We start from the raw sequence: 17,287 nt of genomic DNA, 5'->3' as shown, positions 1-17,287 counted from the left end.
TGGGTTTGGGACAGGTCTTCTGAAAAAAATTATTGACGCAAGATCGTCAGGTAAGGACTGAGCCGCGTGACCTTGATGCCGATCGCTTCCGAGAAACTTTCGAGCGCGACTTGCGGTTCGCTTAGATCCAGACTGCCGGAGATTTTTCTGTTCGCCAGATCGGATTGAACGATGACGATGCGGCCCGGAATATAACGGCCGATCTCGTCCACCACCGCGGAAAGCGGACGATTGTCGAAAACGATGCGGCCCTGCCGCCATGCTGTGGCCATGCTGGTATCGGCCGGTTCCACTAAGCCAAGATGACCGTCATCGTCATAAGACAATTGATGGTTTTCCGGCAGGCGCTGTGTTGCCGCGCCTGAAAGCGAGGCGACCAGAACGGCATGTTCGGTGACGGTCACCCGCGTTGCATCGTTTGCGAGATTGATGTCGAAGGCCGTGCCGAGTGCCGTCGTCGTGCCGTTACCGGCCTCCACCAGGAAGGGGCGGGCAGGGTCGGCAGCTACCTCGAAATAGGCCTGGCCGCGCATAAGCCTTATCCGTCGCTCATTTGGCTCGAGATCGACCGCGATCGCGGTTTCGGCGTTGAGTTCGACCTTCGAACCATCGGCCAGGGTCAGGGTCTGTTTCTGGCCGGTGCCGGTGATGACGTCGGCACGCAGACGCATGGGGCCATCTGCGGCAAGGAAAGCGGCCGAGGCACCAAATGCGAGAAGCAATGCCGCAGTGACATTGCGGGCGCGCAATAATGGCTTGTGCGTCGCGCGCTGGGCAAAGTCGAGGTCGCTTTTGAGGAGATGACTGACATCGCCCATGGCGCGGCGGGCGCGTTCGAAGACCTCGCCGCGTTGAGTATCCTTTGCCAGCCAGTTGTCGAACTGTGCGCGCAGCATGGGGTCGTCAGGCGTATCCTGCAGGCGAAGTAGCCAGTCGATCGCGTCAGACCGCAGCTTGCGCTCCTTTGCCTTTTCGCTGGCCGTGGTGTCGGTTTTTTCCGCGCTTTGCATCATCGGCGTTCAGAGCGTTTCTTCCAGCCGATCAAGGCAATGCAGATAGGCCTTGCGCAGGTGACGGTCCACCATGTTGCGGCTGATTTTCATGCGCCGCGAGATTTCGTCGGCCGAAAGATTGCCGACACGGCTGGCAATAAACACGCGTCGGCGCTGCAGCGACATGTCCATGATGGCAGTTTTCAGGATGGTGATACGGTATTCGAGGTCCAGCCCCTGATCCGGCGAGGTTATCGGCGCACTGACCTGCAGCGCTTCCTGTTCGGTGCCGGAAAACAGGCAGGCTTCATAACGCTGGCGGCGAAAACGATCGATGCCGAGATTGATGCAGGCACGGATCAGAAAGGCTTTGAGCGAAGCCTTTCCTTCCAGCATCGTCTCTCTGTGCCGCAAACGTACGTACACGTCGTGGACGATTTCCTGCGAGCTTGCCGGCGTGTGGCCACGGCGACGCATGCCCGTGCAGAGTTCCTCGTAATGGGCGAGGAGGGCACTGTCGAGAAGAGCGGTCTGGATGGCTGTCGACGTGACGTCTCTGGTGGGAGAGGCGCCGAAATGCGCGGTCATGGCAGTCTCGGATGTGGGGGTGGATCGCCGGTTTCTTAAAAGCCATGTCCGGGCAATGCAACAAATATGATCATTTTAATCATGTTTTTTGTTGCTGTATTGGTGACTGTGGCCGGCAGGCAACTTTTATCAAGGTCGCCTGCCGGAAAAGAGGTTAGGCTTTGGTCAGCTTGACGATTGTGGAGCTGCCGCCACGGCTTTCGGTGACGGCATAAACTGCACCATCCGGGCCGACCTTGACGTCGCGGATACGGGCGTCGAGCGGGACGCGCTCTTCGTGGGCGACCTTGTCACCATCCATATGCAGGACGACGACACCCTGTGACACGAGGCCACCGACCAGGAAAGCGCCCTTCCATTCAGGGATGGCGTCACCGTCATAGAAAGCCATGCCGGACGGGGCGATCACCGGGTCCCAGTAATAGACAGGCTGCTCGGTTTCCGCTTTTGCGGTGATGCCGCCGCCAACGGCGCTGCCGCTATATTCAACGCCGTAGGTGACTTCCGGCCAACCGTAATTTTTGCCGGCCTCCGGGCGGTTCAGTTCGTCGCCACCCTTGGGGCCATGTTCGACCGTCCAGAGACGGCCCTGACCATCGAGCGTGGCAGCCTGCAGGTTGCGGTGGCCGAGGCTCCAGATCTCCGGCCGTGCGTTTTCCGTCGAGACAAAGGGGTTGTCTGCAAGCGCCTTGCCCTCGGCATCGATACGGAACACCTTGCCAAGGCCGCTCGACAGTTCCTGTGCCTGTACGCGCGGTTCAGGATCGGAGCGCTCGCCTACCGTTACGTAAAGCTCGCCCTGTGGGCCAAAGACGAGGCGCGAACCGAAGTGCTTGTTGCCGTCGTAACTCGGCATCTGCTGGAACACGACTTTCACGTCTTCAAGCGTGCCGCCGCCGGCATCGTCCGGCACGAGCTTTGCCGAGGCGACCGACGTTCCGTTGCCGTCTTCACGCTGTTCGGAGAAGGAGAAGTAGATCTTTCCGGAGGTCTCGTAATCCGGTGAGAGCGCCACATCGAGCAAGCCGCCTTGTCCGCCCGAGAGAACTTCAGGAACGTTTTTGATGGCCGGGCCGGCTTTGCCTTCCTGCGAAATGATGTGCATGTCGCCTTCCTTGGCGGTGACCAGCATGCGGCCATCGGGCAGGAACTCCATCGACCAGAGATGCGGCAGGTCTTCAGCCACCGTCTCTGTTGTGATCTTCGGCATCTGTGCGGGCTGCGGTGCACGCGTCTGGTTGGCGAAGGCGGGCTTTTGGTCTGGCGCGTTGGCGGCCTTGGTTTCGGCAGGTTTTGCTGCAGATTGCGCAAGGGCAGGGCCGGCAAGCACGGCAGTAGCAAGAATGGTGCCGGTAAGAAGGCGGGTCAGGCGCGTCATGGTGAACTCCCTTTCATCATAATCAACTGGCATCGTGATCGACTGGCATGTACGTCGCCTATCTAGTGCGTCACACCGCCGAACCCGCACACGTGGCGTTCAACATTACTTTATCGGTTTGGGGTGCCGGCTGGCGGCCGGCTGAGACGTCGATTCAAGCACTTGCGGTTCTGATTCCGCTTTTCGCCGTAAGGCGTAGATCCAGAATCCTTATTAGCATTCACAATCCCAGCATGGTCAGCATGATGAAGGTGGCAAACAGCACGAAATGGGTCATGCCCTCGATGGCGTTGGTTTCGCCGTCATTGAGATTGATGGCGGCAACGATGAGGGTGATGACGACCATCACCGTCTGTACCGGCGTCATGGCCATGACAAATGGCTGTCCGGTATAGAGCGCGATCGCCTCCATCACCGGTACTGTAAGGATAACGGTCGAGAGCGACGCGCCCATGGCGATGTTGATGACCGACTGCATGCGGTTGCGAAGTGCCGCACGCAGAGCGGTCAGGATTTCCGGCGCAGCCGAAATCGAGGCGACGATGACGGCCATCAGGGCAGGCGGTGCGGAAGTGCCTTCCAAGCCGCTGTCGAGGAACGCTGCCATGAATTCCGCGAGGAAGCCGATGACTACGACGCCGAGCAGAATGACAGCGATCGAGATCGCAGTGCTGCTTTCCTCGGTCTCTTCAGTGTCCGTGGGTGCAGGCATGGAAGTTTGCTTCTGAGACGATGGCGCCGCCTCGGCCGACATGTTGGGGCTGGAGCCCGCAGAGGCTGTCGCTGACGGTGTCTTCTTGTAGCTGTAGCTGAAGAAATAGCTGTGCGGGCCGACCTGCATTTTCAGGAAAAGCGCGTAGAGCGCGATCATCGCGATGATTGTGAAGCCGGAATAATAGTGCCAGCGATCATCGGGCACAAATTCGGGTACGATCATGGAAATGCCCATGGCGGTGAGGATCATGACACCGTAGGTCTTTCCCGAATTGTCGTTATAGGGCTGCTCGCCATGGCGCAGGCCACCAATCAGGGCGGCAAGGCCCAATATGCCATTGATGTCGAGCATGACGGCCGAATAGATCGTGTCGCGCACCAATGTCGGCGATGTGCTGCTGCCAAGCATGATGGCTAGGATCATTACCTCGACCGCGACCGCAGAGAGTGTCAGGATCATCGTGCCATAGGGATCGCCGACCTTGTGGGCGAGGATTTCGGCGTGGTGGGCAACGCGGGTGGATGCGAGGACGATCACTGCGATTAAGACGGCGGCGGCAATGAGTGACACGACGCGACCGCCTTCCAGCAGACTGTGCTCGATGAAGATGCAGGCGATGGCGACAATTGCCGCCAGAACGAGCGATTTTTCCTGTTTCGGTAGTGCCGCGATATTCGCCATGATTCCCATCAAAGACATTTGTCAAAGCATTGGGATTTAATGCCCTCATGGCAGCCATCAAGGGCAGGTTTTGCGCCCTGGCGGCTTTGATGCCATAGTAATACCAGACGGGTGGGAACTTCGGGCCTTCTCGACGCTTCTCTCCTGCACGCGAATGCCGGCTGGACTTGGATTGGCTGGTGCCGGCGGCGCGCCAAAAGACAGGCCATAAAGCAAGGAGGGAAAGCATGACCAAGGTTGTCTATCAGGTCGTCAGGCATGATGGCGGCTGGGCGTATCGCCTGGATGGAGCCTATTCCGAAACGTTTCCGACGCATGAGGATGCGCTGGCGGCAGCGCGTATCGTTGCAGCCGAACAGCAGGTCGGCGGGGAACCGGAAGAGATCAGCTGGCAGGATGCGAAGGGCGTTTGGCACACCGAATACAGCGATGGCGGTGATCGGCCGGAAGCCGAGGTCGTGGACGATGACCCAAGTGAGGTGCGTCGCGCCTGACGGGGGATTTGTGTCTCTTTCCAGGAAAAAGGGCTCGCCAATGGCGAGCCCCGGTATGGTTCTGACTGACCTTATTCCGCTGCGACGGCTTCCAGCGTCGGGTAATCGGTATAACCTTTGGCGCCGCCGCCATAAAACGTTGCGACCTCCGGTGCATTGAGCGTAGCGCCCGTCTTCAGGCGCTCCACCAGATCCGGGTTGGCAATGAAGGAGCGGCCGAAGGCGACGACGTCGGCATAACCGCTTTCGATGGCAGCTTTGGCACTTTCGCCATCATAGCCATTGTTGACCATCCAGGCGCCCTTGCCACCGGCAGCGCGATAGGCCGCTTTCATGGCATGATAGTCGAACGGTTTGCCGCCTTGCGTAAAATCACGCGGGCCGCCGGTTGCACCCTCAATGACGTGGATGAAGGCGAGGTCGCGCTTGCCGAGTTCCCCCGCCACATAGTCGAACAGCGGCTGCGGGTCTTCCTCGGTGATGTTGTTTGCCGGTGTGACCGGAGACAGGCGAAGGCCGGTGCGACCGCCGCCGATCTCACCGGCAACTGCTTCGACAATCTCCAGCAGTAGCCGGGCACGATTTTCGATCGAGCCACCATATTCGTCTGTGCGCTGGTTGGCGCCGGTCTTCAGGAACTGGTCGATCAGGTAGCCATTGGCGCCATGGATTTCGACGCCGTCGAAACCGGCATCGATGGCGGCGCGGGCGCCCTTGCGGAAATCATCGACGATGCCGGCGATTTCCGACAGTTCCAGTGCCCGCGGCTCGGACGTCTCGACGAAGGCGCCGCTGCCATCCGGGTTGATGATATAAGTCTTGCCATTGGCGGGCAGGGCTGAGGGGGCGACCGGCGCACCGTCATTCGGCTGCAGCGAGGTATGCGAGATGCGACCGACATGCCACATCTGGGTGATGATCTTGCCGCCGCGCTGGTGCACCGCATCCGTCACCTTCTTCCAGCCCTCGATCGCCTGTGGCAGGTAAAGACCGGGCACATCGGCATAACCCTGGCCCTGCTGGGTGACAGGTGTTCCTTCGGTGATGATCAGGCCGGCGGTGGCGCGCTGTTCGTAGTAGACCACATTGAGATTGTTCGGCACGGCCTTGGGCGAGCGGTTACGGGTGAGCGGTGCCATAGCCACGCGGTTTTCAAGGGCGATGTCGCCGAGTTGGATAGGGTCGAACAGGCTGGCCATGAGGGCTCCTTTTAGCTGCCTTGGGAGATGTGGGGTTTCACAGAGTGCTGCGCAGGTCTTCGATAAAGGCTGCGATGCGCTCTTCATTGCGCTGGTAGAAGGACCACTGGCCAACACGCTTGATGGTGACGAGCCCTGCCTTTTCCAGCACGGAAAGATGTTGGGAGACTGTAGATTGTGAAAGCGCACAGCATTTCTCAAACTGGCCGGCGCAAATTCCCATCTCCAGCGGGTGGTGCTGGGCGCTGAAGTGATTTTCAGGATTACGCATCCACTCGAGAAACTCGACCCGCTTCGGGTGGGCGAGTGCCTTGAGGATCTCTGCCTTGTCGCCGGGGTCGAGTTGATCTTTGTGCATATCGTTCATGGACGATATATAGATCGGCTGAAGACGATTTTAAGGGCGAGCGCAAAGTTTTCCGAAAAAAGCGCAAAAAAATGGGCCGACGGAAGAACCGCGGCCCGTAGGTATGAAGGTTTCAAAACCTCCAGAGGGGAACAGCCGGCAATGGCGACGAGGGGCGTCACCAACGGGGCCGGCTGATAATCAGATGGGGTGTCGGAACACGGATGACAAGGGGGCTTTTCAGCTAAAAGCCGTTTTTGTTGATGCTGCACTGAATGTTTTCGCGGGCCTTGTACCGGCCGCAAAGTTAGTGCGAATCGCAGGCAAAAAAAGAGGGCCACCGGATTGCTCCAGGGCCCTATAGGTATGAAGGTCAAAAAACCTCCAGAGGGGAACAGCTGCTGCGGTGGAACTGGGAGGAAAGCCACCATGTGCATCAGCTGTGAGCGATATGGGCGTTTTTTGTGCAGGTCGCAACGCTTTATTGTGCAATCCAGCTATGTCTCAAGTGCAAGGCTTATGTCACGCGGTCGTCATATTTGCAAAGGTTGCGTGAAATGACGCCGATGGAGCAGGAAAATGCTCCATCGTAACCGAGAAGCGATCAGAAGTTCCAGTTTCGGGCCTTGGCGACGATGAAGTCGCGGAAAACCTTGAGCTTTGCCGCGTTCTTGATCTCGTCGGGATAGCAGAAATAGGTGTCGAAAGATGGGATGTCCGCGTTGATCGCCAACTGAATCAGCCCCGGGTCGCGACCGACGATATAATCCGGGAGGACGGCAATGCCGATACCCAGAAGACAGGCGCGCTTGATCGACGTCTGGCTGTTGATCTGCAGGTGTGGGCTGCGCGGATTGTCGGATGAACGCCCGGCATCTTCCAGCCAGTTCACGTTCAGCAGGTAATTGGGCGCAGGCTGCCCGAAGCTGATGATTCGATGATTGTCGAGGTCATCAACTGTCTGCGGCTCTCCGAAGCGATTGATATAGGAAGGCGCCGCATAGACATGCATGTGCACGGTAAACAGCTTGCGCTGGATGAGGTCCGACTGTTGCGGCTGGCGAAGGCGGATGGCGCAATCGGCATGACGCATGTTGACGTCGACTTCCTCGTTATCGAGGATCAGCTGGATCGACATTTCCGGATAGAGCTGCAGAAACTCCTGAACTTTGTCAGTGAGCCAGCCCTGGCCGAGGCCAACCGTGGTGGTGACGCGCAGTTTTCCAGACGGCTTGTCGGTCGTCTCGGTCAGCTGCATTTTCACCGTTTCGAGCTTCAGGAGCACGTCATGGGCGGTGCGGTAGAGCAGCTCCCCCTGTTCGGTGAGGATGAGGCCGCGGGCATGGCGGTGGAAGAGTTTGACGCCCACATCCTGTTCGAGCGCGCTGACCTGGCGGCTAATCGCCGACTGGGACAGGTGCAGCTTGTCTGCCGCATGGGTGAAGGACCCAGCCTCCGCCGCCGCGTGAAAGATGCGCAATTTGTCCCAGTCTAGAGGCACCACCATGCCATGATCCCTTCTCGTCGTCGTTATTCGGCGGCTTCGGCAATCGGCTGGATGCCGGCAATGAAACGTTCGGCTTCGAGCGCCGCCATGCAACCCATGCCGGCAGCGGTGATCGCCTGACGGAACGTGTCGTCGGTGACGTCGCCGGCAGCAAAAATTCCAGGCACATCGGTCGCGGTCGAATCGGGCGCGGTCCACAGATAGCCGTTTGACTTCAGTTTCAGCTTGTCCCTGAAAAGCTCTACGGCTGGCGCATGGCCGATTGCCACGAACACGCCGTCAATGGTGCTGTCGCTGACGGTGCCGGTGCGGGTGTCGCGTAGACGCACACCGGATACCGATGGCGGCATCGGCGACTTGGCCGGGGTGCCGGTGATTTCGGCGATCTCGGTGTTCCACAAAATCTTGACGTTGTCGCGCTGGAACAGGCGTTCCTGCAGGATCTTTTCCGAGCGGAAGCTGTCGCGGCGATGCACGACGGTGACCGTCTTTGCGATGTTGGAGAGGTAAAGTGCTTCCTCCACCGCCGAGTTTCCGCCGCCAACGACGATGACGTCCTTGTTGCGATAGAAGAAACCGTCGCATGTGGCGCAGGCGGAAACGCCAAAGCCCTGGAATGCCTGCTCGCTTTCGATGCCAAGCCATTTTGCCTTGGCGCCTGTGGCGATGATCAGCGTGTCGGCGGTCCAGACCTGCCCGCTATCGGTCTTGACCGTGAAGGGGCGATGGCTGGTATCAACCTCGGTGACGAGGTCGTTGACGATTTCAGCACCGACATGCTGGGCCTGTCCCAGCATCTGTTCCATCAGCCACGGCCCCTGGATCGGATCGGCAAAGCCCGGATAATTTTCAACGTCGGTGGTGATCATCAACTGGCCACCCTGTTCCATGCCGGCGATCAATACCGGTTTCAACATGGCGCGTGCGGCATAGATTGCCGCCGTGTAGCCGGCAGGGCCGGAGCCGATGATGAGTACCTGGGTGTGACGGGCAGACATGGAAACGATCCTTCATTCAGTGCCGCGGCGTGATGCCTGTGCTGGGAAACTGCATCCCTATATGGGGACGAAGCCGCATTCCACCGCCTGCGCTCATTCATTTAAGATTGTTCCATGCGGATATTCAAGGTCAGCCATGCGTTTCCAACAGGTCTTGAGGCTTCTGTGTAACAATCCGTCGCGGATCCGAAACTTTGTTGCGGAAATTGCGGAGTTCTGTAGAGGATGCTTGCGTGACAACGACAGAAAGGCAGTGCCGTGATCCGCGTAGAACTCGATAGCATCGATCTGAAAATTCTGCGGGAACTGCAGGCCGATGGCCGCATGACGAATGTCGAACTGGCCGAGCGGGTCGGCATTTCTGCGCCTCCCTGTCTTCGGCGTGTGCGAAAGCTCGAAGAAAGCGGCATTATCGAAGGCTACCATGCGATGTTGAGCGGCGCCAAGCTGGGTTTCGATCTGGTTGCTTTCTGCGTTGTCGGGCTCAAGCATCAGTCGGAGGCGAACCTAAAATCGTTTGCTGCCGCCACTGAACGATGGCCGATGGTGCGCCAGGCCTGGATGGTTTCAGGCGACAGCGACTTTCTGTTGCACTGCGTGTCCGAGAATCTTAGCCGCTTCCAGGACTTTGTCATCGAAGTTCTGACCGCAAACGAGCATGTGGATACGGTCAGGACGATGCTGACGATCCGGCAGGTGAAAAGGGCAGGGTTGGTCGAGGTGTGAGCTTAGGCTCGCTGCTCTTGACGATGTTGGCCTAGGCGCTGTCGTTCGGCGGCGTGGAAATGATTGGTATGTTCAAAAAACTCTCAAATAAATTCAGGCTGCTGGCAGCTTGTGGATGAGGGAAATATCAGTCTTCTGACCAGTTTCCGTTCTGGAAGTGGTGGAAGGTTTCTGTATTTTCTTCGATGCTAGGCTTTGAAGCGCTTCTTATGGGCAAGGAGATGCATGCTTTGGACGCCCCCATTTATGCGGGTTGGGGGCTTTCCAAGGACTATCGTCGCTTTCCTGCCCGAACACGTCAGCGCAGTTTGGACGAACTACTCTAGCGCTCTACGTTATGTATCAGCTTTACAAACGCGAAGATGGCCATTGGTGCGAAGCCGAAGAAGCCATCTCCGAACTTCTGCGACTGCGCGAACTTTATCGGCTAGGATTTGACGTAAAAGGGGTGACTGCTGTTGGTGAGAGTTGCGATATTTAACGATACGGAGCCGGATGCGGGACATTACGGTTGCGCCATTGTGATGCAAAACCTGATCCGCCTGATAGAGGATCACGGCGGCACCGTTGTGTTCAGGTGGCCTTTTAACAAGGACTGGCGAACACATGCTGATCACATGCCCGACTGGCGGGAGGTGGATCTGATCCTCGTGAATGGGGAGGGCACTCTTCATCACTCGGATACGCGTAAAAATGCTATGATTCTTGCCGAGTTGGGTGCTTTGGGTCGTTCCCAACATATCCCGGTCGTTTTGGTGAACTCGACGTTGTACGCCAACGGAAAAGCACTCTACGAGCGTTTGGGGCAGTTTCACTCTCTTTCTGTGCGCGACGAGGCCAGTGCCGCTGAGGCCCGAAGTTTCGGTCTTGAGGCGGCCGTCGTGGCCGATATGACCCTTGCTTACGAGTGGCCACTTTCGGCTGAACGTGATCGCAGCGGTGTTGGCTTTACAGACAGTGTGCATCATTCGGTGAGCGCGCGTTTGCGGTCGCTCGCCCGTCAATCAGGCGCTTCTTTCTGTCCCATGGTCTCTACTGTTCCTCGTTGGCCAGGCTTTCGGAAAATACTTTCCATTGCTCGCGTGAGAAAATGGCTACGGGCTTATTTACGTGAAAAGACTTATGGAGCAGACAATCGGTTTTCCGCTGCGGAACAATTCATAGAATGGGTCGGCTCGAAACGCCTCATCGTCACCGGGCGTTATCACACTGTCACAATCTGTTTGCTTACCAAAACTCCCTTCGTCTATCTGGAGTCCAACACGCCGAAGATTACGTCGTTGCTTAGGGATGTTGGCTTGGGGGACAGCCGAAAATTGACCAATATCCCAAGTGTTGTCGACGAAGCCTTCATTTCGCAGCTTCAGTTTACGGAACAGGAAATTTCAAAGATCGACGCGTTTCTTGTTTCAACAAGGGCTGGAGCGCATCGAATGGCCGAGGCCGTATTGCAGCAGAGTGCTGTCCGTCCTTAAGCTCTCCAAGTGCCCAGAAGAAATTTTCCTGCCGTGTTGATTTAAGGGAATGCCGCATGCCGCGAAAAAAGACCGCGATTGAAAATTTCCTTTCTTTCAACCAGCACCGCAAGCGTTGGGGCGCGAAGAAGCACGCTGATACGACTACGGATTTTCGAGTGATGAAGCTGCGGATTGTCGATGGCGGCGAGACCGTTCAAACACGCGGCTCTGAAAAATCCGTAGACACCCATTTGGCCAATTTGCGACGAGAATTTTCCGGAAAGCCCGAACTCGTCTTCTACCATGCCAAGCTTGTCGTGCTGTTGCGTCGCGAATTTCAGGTGGAAAAGACTTTTGCTCTGTTCAGGGAACTCTGGGAGCAAGAAGCGGAATTCCTCTGCCAGAATCTCAATATTCGCTGGCTGATTTCCGCTTGCGACACATTTGCCGATCTCGATGATCGTGAGGCGGTTCGCAACGCCGCGCTGATGGCGTCGGTTCTTGTGAATACCGTCAAGATCTATGAAAGCGAACGTTTCGTCACTGATGCTGCTGATGGCCATGTGAATGCTGAAAAAATTGATGCCCTGCAGACGGAACTCGTTCCGTTATTCGAGGGCATGTCGAGCTTTACCGTGGGAACAGATGACACGTTGCGCAATATGCGATGGCGACTGGATCGGGTGTTCGTCGAACAGCAGCCCATGGGGCTGATCCTGAAGACGATCTACGATCGCCTGCAGACCAATGATACAGCGTTCGCGCGTCTAAAATCCCTTCACCGCCGAGAGCGCACCGGCTGGTGGTGAATTTTCTGAGGTGAGGCTTTAACGCGGAAAGCGGTCAAACCCACTTTTGTCCAAGTCAATCTCTCGACGTATTGCAACGGGGGATTTCACGATCCGCCTCAAGCCCATGCGAAGCTGCGCCATTATCCGTCGGATCTTGAACCCGATATACCGGTTTCCCGCTTTGGACAGCGTATTTGACGGTTTGGTGGTGCCGATCGACGACTGGGTTACGATGGGCTGCTCTACGCCGTAATATTCGCACCGGTCTATCTGTAGTGCCAATGCCGGATCTGCCTGATAGGCAAGCAATTCGTAAGCCGCCGCAATGACGGCATCGGCAAGCCCGCATTTGCGTTCAGATTTCGCTAGCAGCTTTTCCGCGCCAGACGGGTACAGGATATAGGCGGCAGCGCCGGTGCGGTCCTGATATAGCCGGCGGATTGGGGCGTCTTCCTCCCGTTTCGTGGTAAGTTTGGCGATCAACTTTTTCCGGCCGCGCACTTCCAGAGTGACGAAATCAAGATGTTTTGCATCCTCGACTTGCTTCAAAAATGCTGCCGTATTGCGCGACAGAATTGCGTCGTCTTCCAGAACGAGCATTGGTTCGCCGCTTGCGGCAACAATCTCCCAAGCCTTTCTGTGGCTGAGGAAGCAGGCTTTTTCACTCGACCTGAGTGGGCGTTGCCACGTGTCCCAATAGTCCTGTGGGCGTAGCGCCGTGGCATTCGTACCGTCGAAAGCTTCAAGTCGCTGATAGTCTATGCCAAGTTTTTCCAGCTGGCTCTTTTGAAACGCCATACGCTCCGATGCCGACACAAGATTGATAACGATGGCGCGCATGGGGCAAGTCTCATGAAAAGAATGGGGTGCCTGATTGATCAGCTGTTGCGCGGTGCCGGATCAGCCCGCGCTGCTCTTTCGTAAATCTTAGCCAGTTTTTCCGCTTCGCCTTCGATGCTGAAACGGGTCGTCGCGTGATGACGTGACCGCTCGCCCGCGGCCAGCAAGCGACGCTCATTATCCATGAAGCCGGCCGTTTTCGTCACCATGGCGTCAAGATCGTCTCGCGCGATAATCTCGCCCGTCTCGTCTTCGCCGGTCACCACCAGTTCGGAAAAGGCGCCGACATCGGTGGCCACCACCGGTACGGCCGTCGCCATTGCCTCAAGCGGAGTGAGGCCAAATCCTTCCCAGCGTTGCGGCGCGACAAAGAGGTCGAGCGCACGGTACCAATCATTGATATTGGTGTGTTCGCCGACAAACAGGATGCGGTCGGCAAGGCCGGCTGCCGCCACGCGCGCCTTCAGGTCGTTTTCGAACGCTACATGCTTTGCCGTCGCGCGGCCGGCGATGATGGCGATCCAGTCCGGCCGGTTCGGCAGGAGGCGGATCATGCTGTCGACGAAGAGGTCGGTGCCCTTCTGGTGGCGGACGCGGCCAAAACAGCCGGCGATCTTTGCCGTTTCAGGAAGGCCACAGGCGCGTTTTGCCGTTGCCTTGTCATCCGGCGGGCAAAAGCGCTGGGTACTGATACCATGCAGCACAACGGTGCTGGGCACTTCCAGATAGGCCGAGGTTTTGGCGCTTGTGGCGATAACCGCGTCCATCTTCGAGATCAGCCATTTGGTCCAGCCACTGTGTTTGCGCTGGGAAGCCGAGGTGAAGACGATGCGGATTTTCATCCGCAAAACGTCGCGCAGGACAATGGCCGGCAACATCTCGATGTTACGGCGCGCGTGCCATATGCGCACAGGCCAATCCTCCGGTTTTGACCAGAGACGTACGAGATCGCGAAAACGGATGAAGGGCAGGGTGGCGGGAAGGCCGGGGCCGAGTGAGGCCACCTGCTGGCCCTGCCGGTTCTGCACCGGCAGGAGCTGTATAATGGTCGATGTCACGCCGGAGAGGCGCCGCTTGAAGTTGGGGGCAATCACCCGCACCTTGCGAATATCGGTCAGCGGCACGATAAAAGTCTCCGGCGGCATGCGCTGGGGCCAATCAGCCCCAGGTGACAGCGAGGATTTCGTAGGCCTTGGAGCCGCCTGGTGCGACAACTTCGATCGAATCGCCAGCTTCCTTGCCGATCATCGCGCGAGCGATGGGCGAGGAGATCGAGATGCGACCCTGCTTTACGTCGGCTTCCTGGTCGCCGACGATCTGGTAGGTCTTTTCCTCGTCGGTGTCCTCATCGACAAGCTTGACGGTTGCGCCGAACTTGATGGTCGAACCGGACATTTTGGACAAATCGATGACCTCGGCACGAGCCGTCAGATCCTCGAGTTCGGTCACGCGGCCTTCGTTGTGGCTCTGGGCTTCCTTGGCAGCATGGTATTCGGCATTTTCCGACAGGTCGCCGTGGGCGCGCGCTTCGGCGATCGCCTCGATGATACGCGGGCGTTCTTCCTGTTGACGCCAGCGAAGCTCCTCCTGAAGCTTCGTGAAACCATTCGGCGTCATCGGTACCTTTTCAACCATGTCCTAGTCCTCGACCCGTGCCCGCCATCCGCGGACACAAAAAGAAAGAGGTCCCGGAGCAAAACCCCGGAACCGTCCGAAAATCATTATTTGCGCCAGTATAACAGAAGTCTGACGGCAAATTCCAACAAAAACAGACATAGTGCATCCAGCTTCGGTTTCACAGGGGGGCGATTGCTTTTGCAGTGTTTCTTGACATTGAGATAAGGAACATATAGTGAACAGACTAATGAAGAAGTCGCTTAAAGAACGCCTCGCCATTCTGTCCGATGCCGCGAAATATGACGCTTCATGCGCGTCGAGCGGAACAGTGAAAAGAGATTCGTCGGCATCCGGCGGACTGGGCTCCACGGAAGGATCCGGCATCTGCCATTCCTATGCGCCGGATGGGCGATGCATCTCGCTTCTGAAAATTCTGATGACAAATTTCTGCATCTACGACTGCGCCTATTGCATCAACCGCTCTTCGAGCAATGTCGAGCGGGCACGGTTTACAGTGGAGGAAGTGGTCTGGCTGACACTGGAATTTTATCGCCGCAATTATATCGAAGGCCTGTTCCTTTCCTCCGGCATCATTCGGTCATCCGACCATACGATGGAGGAAATGGTACGAATTGCCCGTGAGTTGCGCACGACCCATAATTTTCGCGGTTACATTCACCTGAAATCCATTCCCGAAGCCTCGCCGCAGTTGATCGAGGAGGCAGGTCTTTATGCGGATCGGTTGTCGATCAATATCGAATTGCCGACTGATGCCGGCATCGGCAAATTCGCACCGGAAAAGCGGCCGGATAACATTCGCCGTTCGATGGGCAATCTGCGTCTGAAAATCGAGGAAATGGCAGAACCGACCTTGCAGACGAAACGTCGCCGAAAGTTTGCGCCGGCCGGACAGAGCACGCAGATGATCGTGGGTGCAGATGCGGCCGACGATGCCACTATTCTCGGCACCAGCGCGCGGCTTTACGGAAGTTACGGCCTCAAGCGCGTTTATTATTCGGCCTTCAGTCCCATTCCCGATAGTTCGAAAAACCTGCCGCTGATCAAACCGCCGTTGATGCGCGAGCATCGGCTTTATCAGGCTGACTGGCTCTATCGTTTTTACGGGTTCGATATCGGCGAGATCACCTCGTCGCGGCCGGATGGAATGCTTGATCTCGATCTCGATCCAAAACTGGCTTGGGCGCTCGGCCATCGTGAAAGGTTCCCGGTGGATGTAAACCGTGCGGATAAGGAGACGCTTCTGCGCGTCCCGGGCTTCGGCACCAAGACGGTGAAATCCATTCTTTCTGCGCGCCGGTTCCGTCGCTTGAGGCTGGAGGATGTCGGTCGGCTCGGCGTGTCTTTGAAAAAGGTGCAGGCGTTCATCACTGCAGATGGCTGGACGCCGCATCGGCTGGTCGATCGTACTGATCTACGGTCTATGTTCATGCCAAAACCGGAACAGTTGTCGCTGTTATGACCGAGACCTGTTTTCTTGAGGGACGAGGCGATCTTGCCGAATGGCGGGATGCGGCGCGACGTTTTTTGATGTCGGGGATCGAGCCAAAGAATATCGACTGGCGGCTTAGAGATGAAGTGCAGGGCCTGTTTGATACCGGAGCGGTTTCGGCTTCGAATGAGGTAGGCCTCGAGGTTGGTGTAGGAAAGGGTTCGCAGGTTTCTGTGTCGCCAACCTTTCTTCGGCTGGCAGAAGCGGTGGTCTGCCATTCCGATCCCGGTCGGTTTGCCTTGCTTTATCGCCTTCTGTGTCGCCTGAAGGATGAACGGCATCTGCTCGAGGTGAAATCAGATGCCGATGTCGTGGCGGCGCACCTCATGCACAAATCCGTGGGGCGCGATTATCACAAGATGACGGCCTTCGTGCGGTTCAAGGAAATGTCGCTGCCTGCAGGTGTCGTCGGTCGACGCCGTTTTTTCGCGTGGTTCGAGCCGGACCATTTTATCGTCGCCCGCGTCGCGCCGTTTTTCCAACGCCGCTTCACCGACATGGACTGGATCATCGCGACACCGCGCGGCTCCGCCTCCTGGGACGGCGAGAGCCTGCGTATGTCTTCCGCGCCGGCGCAAAAACCGGACATCAGCGACGAGACCGAGGAACTTTGGCGCACCTATTACGCCTCCATCTTCAATCCGGCGCGGTTGAAGGTGAAGATGATGATGACGGAAATGCCCAAGAAATATTGGAAAAACCTTCCCGAGGCCGATCTCATTCCGGGTCTGATTGCCGGTGCGGAGGCGCAGGTTCTGGATATGGGGCGAAAACAGGCGAGTGAGCCTTTGGCCTTCCATCATCGCCTGCAGGAAGCGGCGGCGCGCATCCCGGCTGCACCGGTTGCTGAAGCCGGCACGATCGAGGCGCTCCGCGAGGAGGCGCGGCATTGCAGCCGCTGTGACCTCCATTGCCGCGCTACCCAGACTGTGTTCGGCGAAGGACCGGTGGATGCGCGCGTGATGATCGTGGGCGAGCAACCGGGCGATCAGGAGGATCTGGCAGGCCGGCCTTTTGTCGGGCCTGCAGGGCGGGTGTTCGACGAAGCGCTGTCGCTTTCCGGTCTGGATCGTCGCAGGCTTTACGTCACCAATGCGGTCAAACATTTCAAATATGAACCGCGTGGTAAGCGCCGCATCCATCAGCGCCCGAATATGGGCGAGGTCCAGCAATGCCGCTGGTGGCTGACCCGCGAGATCGATCTGGTCAAGCCGAAACTTATCGTTGCCATGGGCGCGACGGCGTTGTTTTCGTTGACCGACCGCAAGGACCGGCTGCAGGATGTCCGCGGACGGCCGATCGTGATGGATGAGGGGCGAACGCTGTTCGTGACTGTGCACCCGTCCTATTTGCTGCGTATTCCCGATGAGAGCAGACGAGCGGAAGAGTTGGAGCAGTTTCGCGATGATATCAGCCGGATAGGGCGGTTCGTTGCTTAAGAATTCCGA

General features: G+C 57.5%; 17 protein-coding genes and 1 pseudogene. 7 read left to right on the top strand and 11 right to left on the bottom strand.

Going from position 1 to position 17,287, the window contains the following annotated elements; genetic code table 11:
* Positions 1–29: 29 nt before the first annotated feature.
* The 4 genes from GAO09_RS26850 to GAO09_RS26835 form a co-directional block, all read right to left on the bottom strand.
* Entirely contained in the window at positions 30–1,013 is a 984-nt protein-coding gene (locus GAO09_RS26850; RefSeq protein ID WP_153359624.1) for a FecR family protein, read from the bottom strand.
* 6 nt (positions 1,014–1,019) lie between these two features.
* Positions 1,020–1,580: an RNA polymerase sigma factor gene (locus tag GAO09_RS26845; protein WP_153359623.1), complete on the bottom strand. Its 561-nt coding sequence runs from the start codon at positions 1,578–1,580 to the stop codon at positions 1,020–1,022.
* 154 nt (positions 1,581–1,734) lie between these two features.
* The gene (locus GAO09_RS26840) at positions 1,735–2,958 is read right to left on the bottom strand and encodes a PQQ-dependent sugar dehydrogenase (protein ID WP_153359620.1); all 1,224 of its coding nucleotides are present in this window, start codon (positions 2,956–2,958) and stop codon (positions 1,735–1,737) included.
* A 220-nt stretch (positions 2,959–3,178) separates the two neighbouring features.
* Entirely contained in the window at positions 3,179–4,354 is a 1,176-nt protein-coding gene (locus tag GAO09_RS26835; RefSeq protein WP_235938522.1) for a calcium:cation antiporter, read from the bottom strand.
* Positions 4,355–4,581: 227 nt separating this feature from the next.
* Between GAO09_RS26835 and GAO09_RS26830 the strand changes: the two genes are divergently transcribed.
* Entirely contained in the window at positions 4,582–4,848 is a 267-nt protein-coding gene (locus GAO09_RS26830) for a DUF2188 domain-containing protein (protein ID WP_153359618.1), read from the top strand.
* A gap of 71 nt (positions 4,849–4,919) precedes the next feature.
* Here the strand turns inward: GAO09_RS26830 and GAO09_RS26825 are convergent, their stop codons facing one another.
* The 4 genes from GAO09_RS26825 to trxB all read right to left on the bottom strand — a co-directional run bounded on the left by GAO09_RS26825 (position 4,920) and on the right by trxB (position 8,898).
* Positions 4,920–6,047 (bottom strand): alkene reductase, encoded by a 1,128-nt coding sequence (locus GAO09_RS26825; protein WP_153359616.1) that lies wholly within the window; start codon positions 6,045–6,047, stop codon positions 4,920–4,922.
* A 37-nt stretch (positions 6,048–6,084) separates the two neighbouring features.
* On the bottom strand, positions 6,085–6,405 hold the full coding sequence (locus GAO09_RS26820) for an ArsR/SmtB family transcription factor (RefSeq protein WP_153360536.1): 321 nt from the start codon (positions 6,403–6,405) through the stop codon (positions 6,085–6,087).
* Positions 6,406–6,997: 592 nt separating this feature from the next.
* The gene (locus GAO09_RS26815; protein WP_338015114.1) at positions 6,998–7,894 is read right to left on the bottom strand and encodes a LysR family transcriptional regulator VtlR; all 897 of its coding nucleotides are present in this window, start codon (positions 7,892–7,894) and stop codon (positions 6,998–7,000) included.
* 29 nt (positions 7,895–7,923) lie between these two features.
* Positions 7,924–8,898 carry a thioredoxin-disulfide reductase gene (gene trxB, locus GAO09_RS26810; RefSeq protein ID WP_153359612.1) on the bottom strand — a complete coding sequence of 325 codons (975 nt, stop codon included), beginning with the start codon at positions 8,896–8,898 and terminating at the stop codon, positions 7,924–7,926.
* 258 nt (positions 8,899–9,156) lie between these two features.
* On the opposite strand from trxB, the gene GAO09_RS26805 reads away from it, so the two are divergent.
* The 4 genes and pseudogenes from GAO09_RS26805 to GAO09_RS26790 all read left to right on the top strand — a co-directional run bounded on the left by GAO09_RS26805 (position 9,157) and on the right by GAO09_RS26790 (position 11,890).
* Complete coding sequence (locus tag GAO09_RS26805) at positions 9,157–9,624, top strand: Lrp/AsnC family transcriptional regulator (RefSeq protein WP_324184668.1); 468 nt, start codon at positions 9,157–9,159, stop codon at positions 9,622–9,624.
* Between the two features lie 176 nt (positions 9,625–9,800).
* A pseudogene (locus tag GAO09_RS30625) lies at positions 9,801–9,950 on the top strand (capsular polysaccharide export protein, LipB/KpsS family); the annotation flags it as partial.
* A 135-nt stretch (positions 9,951–10,085) separates the two neighbouring features.
* Complete coding sequence (locus GAO09_RS26795) at positions 10,086–11,099, top strand: polysaccharide pyruvyl transferase family protein (protein ID WP_324184815.1); 1,014 nt, start codon at positions 10,086–10,088, stop codon at positions 11,097–11,099.
* A gap of 56 nt (positions 11,100–11,155) precedes the next feature.
* The gene (locus GAO09_RS26790; protein WP_153359605.1) at positions 11,156–11,890 is read left to right on the top strand and encodes a hypothetical protein; all 735 of its coding nucleotides are present in this window, start codon (positions 11,156–11,158) and stop codon (positions 11,888–11,890) included.
* Between the two features lie 18 nt (positions 11,891–11,908).
* On the opposite strand, the gene GAO09_RS26785 is transcribed toward GAO09_RS26790, so the two are convergent.
* The 3 genes from GAO09_RS26785 to greA are packed head-to-tail and all read right to left on the bottom strand — an operon-like array spanning position 11,909 to position 14,347.
* Positions 11,909–12,712 carry a glycosyltransferase family 25 protein gene (locus GAO09_RS26785; protein ID WP_153359603.1) on the bottom strand — a complete coding sequence of 268 codons (804 nt, stop codon included), beginning with the start codon at positions 12,710–12,712 and terminating at the stop codon, positions 11,909–11,911.
* A 38-nt stretch (positions 12,713–12,750) separates the two neighbouring features.
* On the bottom strand, positions 12,751–13,830 hold the full coding sequence (locus GAO09_RS26780; protein WP_209018888.1) for a glycosyltransferase family 4 protein: 1,080 nt from the start codon (positions 13,828–13,830) through the stop codon (positions 12,751–12,753).
* Positions 13,831–13,870: 40 nt separating this feature from the next.
* Complete coding sequence (gene greA, locus GAO09_RS26775) at positions 13,871–14,347, bottom strand: transcription elongation factor GreA (RefSeq protein ID WP_153359599.1); 477 nt, start codon at positions 14,345–14,347, stop codon at positions 13,871–13,873.
* A gap of 229 nt (positions 14,348–14,576) precedes the next feature.
* On the opposite strand from greA, the gene GAO09_RS26770 reads away from it, so the two are divergent.
* The gene (locus tag GAO09_RS26770; RefSeq protein WP_153359597.1) at positions 14,577–15,809 is read left to right on the top strand and encodes a putative DNA modification/repair radical SAM protein; all 1,233 of its coding nucleotides are present in this window, start codon (positions 14,577–14,579) and stop codon (positions 15,807–15,809) included.
* A complete protein-coding gene (locus GAO09_RS26765) occupies positions 15,806–17,278 on the top strand; it encodes a UdgX family uracil-DNA binding protein (protein ID WP_153359595.1) in 1,473 nt (490 codons plus the stop codon). Before GAO09_RS26770 ends, GAO09_RS26765 begins: the two co-directional genes overlap by 4 nt.
* Positions 17,279–17,287 lie beyond the last annotated feature (9 nt).

Source organism: Endobacterium cereale (assembly GCF_009617585.1).
Lineage (GTDB): Bacteria > Pseudomonadota > Alphaproteobacteria > Rhizobiales > Rhizobiaceae > Neorhizobium > Neorhizobium cereale.
Note: the sequence above shows the minus strand (reverse complement) of the source record. Positions and strands in the feature narration are given on the sequence as shown.

Excerpts from the sequence above, each read along its gene's own strand:
- GAO09_RS26845 (WP_153359623.1), bottom strand. The coding sequence starts at position 1,580 with ATGACCGCGCATTTCGGCGCCTCTCCCACCAGAGACGTCACGTCGACA.
- GAO09_RS26835 (WP_235938522.1), bottom strand. The coding sequence starts at position 4,354 with ATGGCGAATATCGCGGCACTACCGAAACAGGAAAAATCGCTCGTTCTG.
- trxB (WP_153359612.1), bottom strand. The coding sequence starts at position 8,898 with ATGTCTGCCCGTCACACCCAGGTACTCATCATCGGCTCCGGCCCTGCC.
- GAO09_RS26850 (WP_153359624.1), bottom strand. The coding sequence starts at position 1,013 with ATGATGCAAAGCGCGGAAAAAACCGACACCACGGCCAGCGAAAAGGCA.
- GAO09_RS26825 (WP_153359616.1), bottom strand. The coding sequence starts at position 6,047 with ATGGCCAGCCTGTTCGACCCTATCCAACTCGGCGACATCGCCCTTGAA.
- greA (WP_153359599.1), bottom strand. The coding sequence starts at position 14,347 with ATGGTTGAAAAGGTACCGATGACGCCGAATGGTTTCACGAAGCTTCAG.
- GAO09_RS26820 (WP_153360536.1), bottom strand. The coding sequence starts at position 6,405 with ATGCACAAAGATCAACTCGACCCCGGCGACAAGGCAGAGATCCTCAAG.
- GAO09_RS26785 (WP_153359603.1), bottom strand. The coding sequence starts at position 12,712 with ATGCGCGCCATCGTTATCAATCTTGTGTCGGCATCGGAGCGTATGGCG.
- GAO09_RS26830 (WP_153359618.1), top strand. The coding sequence starts at position 4,582 with ATGACCAAGGTTGTCTATCAGGTCGTCAGGCATGATGGCGGCTGGGCG.
- GAO09_RS26840 (WP_153359620.1), bottom strand. The coding sequence starts at position 2,958 with ATGACGCGCCTGACCCGCCTTCTTACCGGCACCATTCTTGCTACTGCC.
- GAO09_RS26770 (WP_153359597.1), top strand. The coding sequence starts at position 14,577 with ATGAAGAAGTCGCTTAAAGAACGCCTCGCCATTCTGTCCGATGCCGCG.
- GAO09_RS26790 (WP_153359605.1), top strand. The coding sequence starts at position 11,156 with ATGCCGCGAAAAAAGACCGCGATTGAAAATTTCCTTTCTTTCAACCAG.
- GAO09_RS26765 (WP_153359595.1), top strand. The coding sequence starts at position 15,806 with ATGACCGAGACCTGTTTTCTTGAGGGACGAGGCGATCTTGCCGAATGG.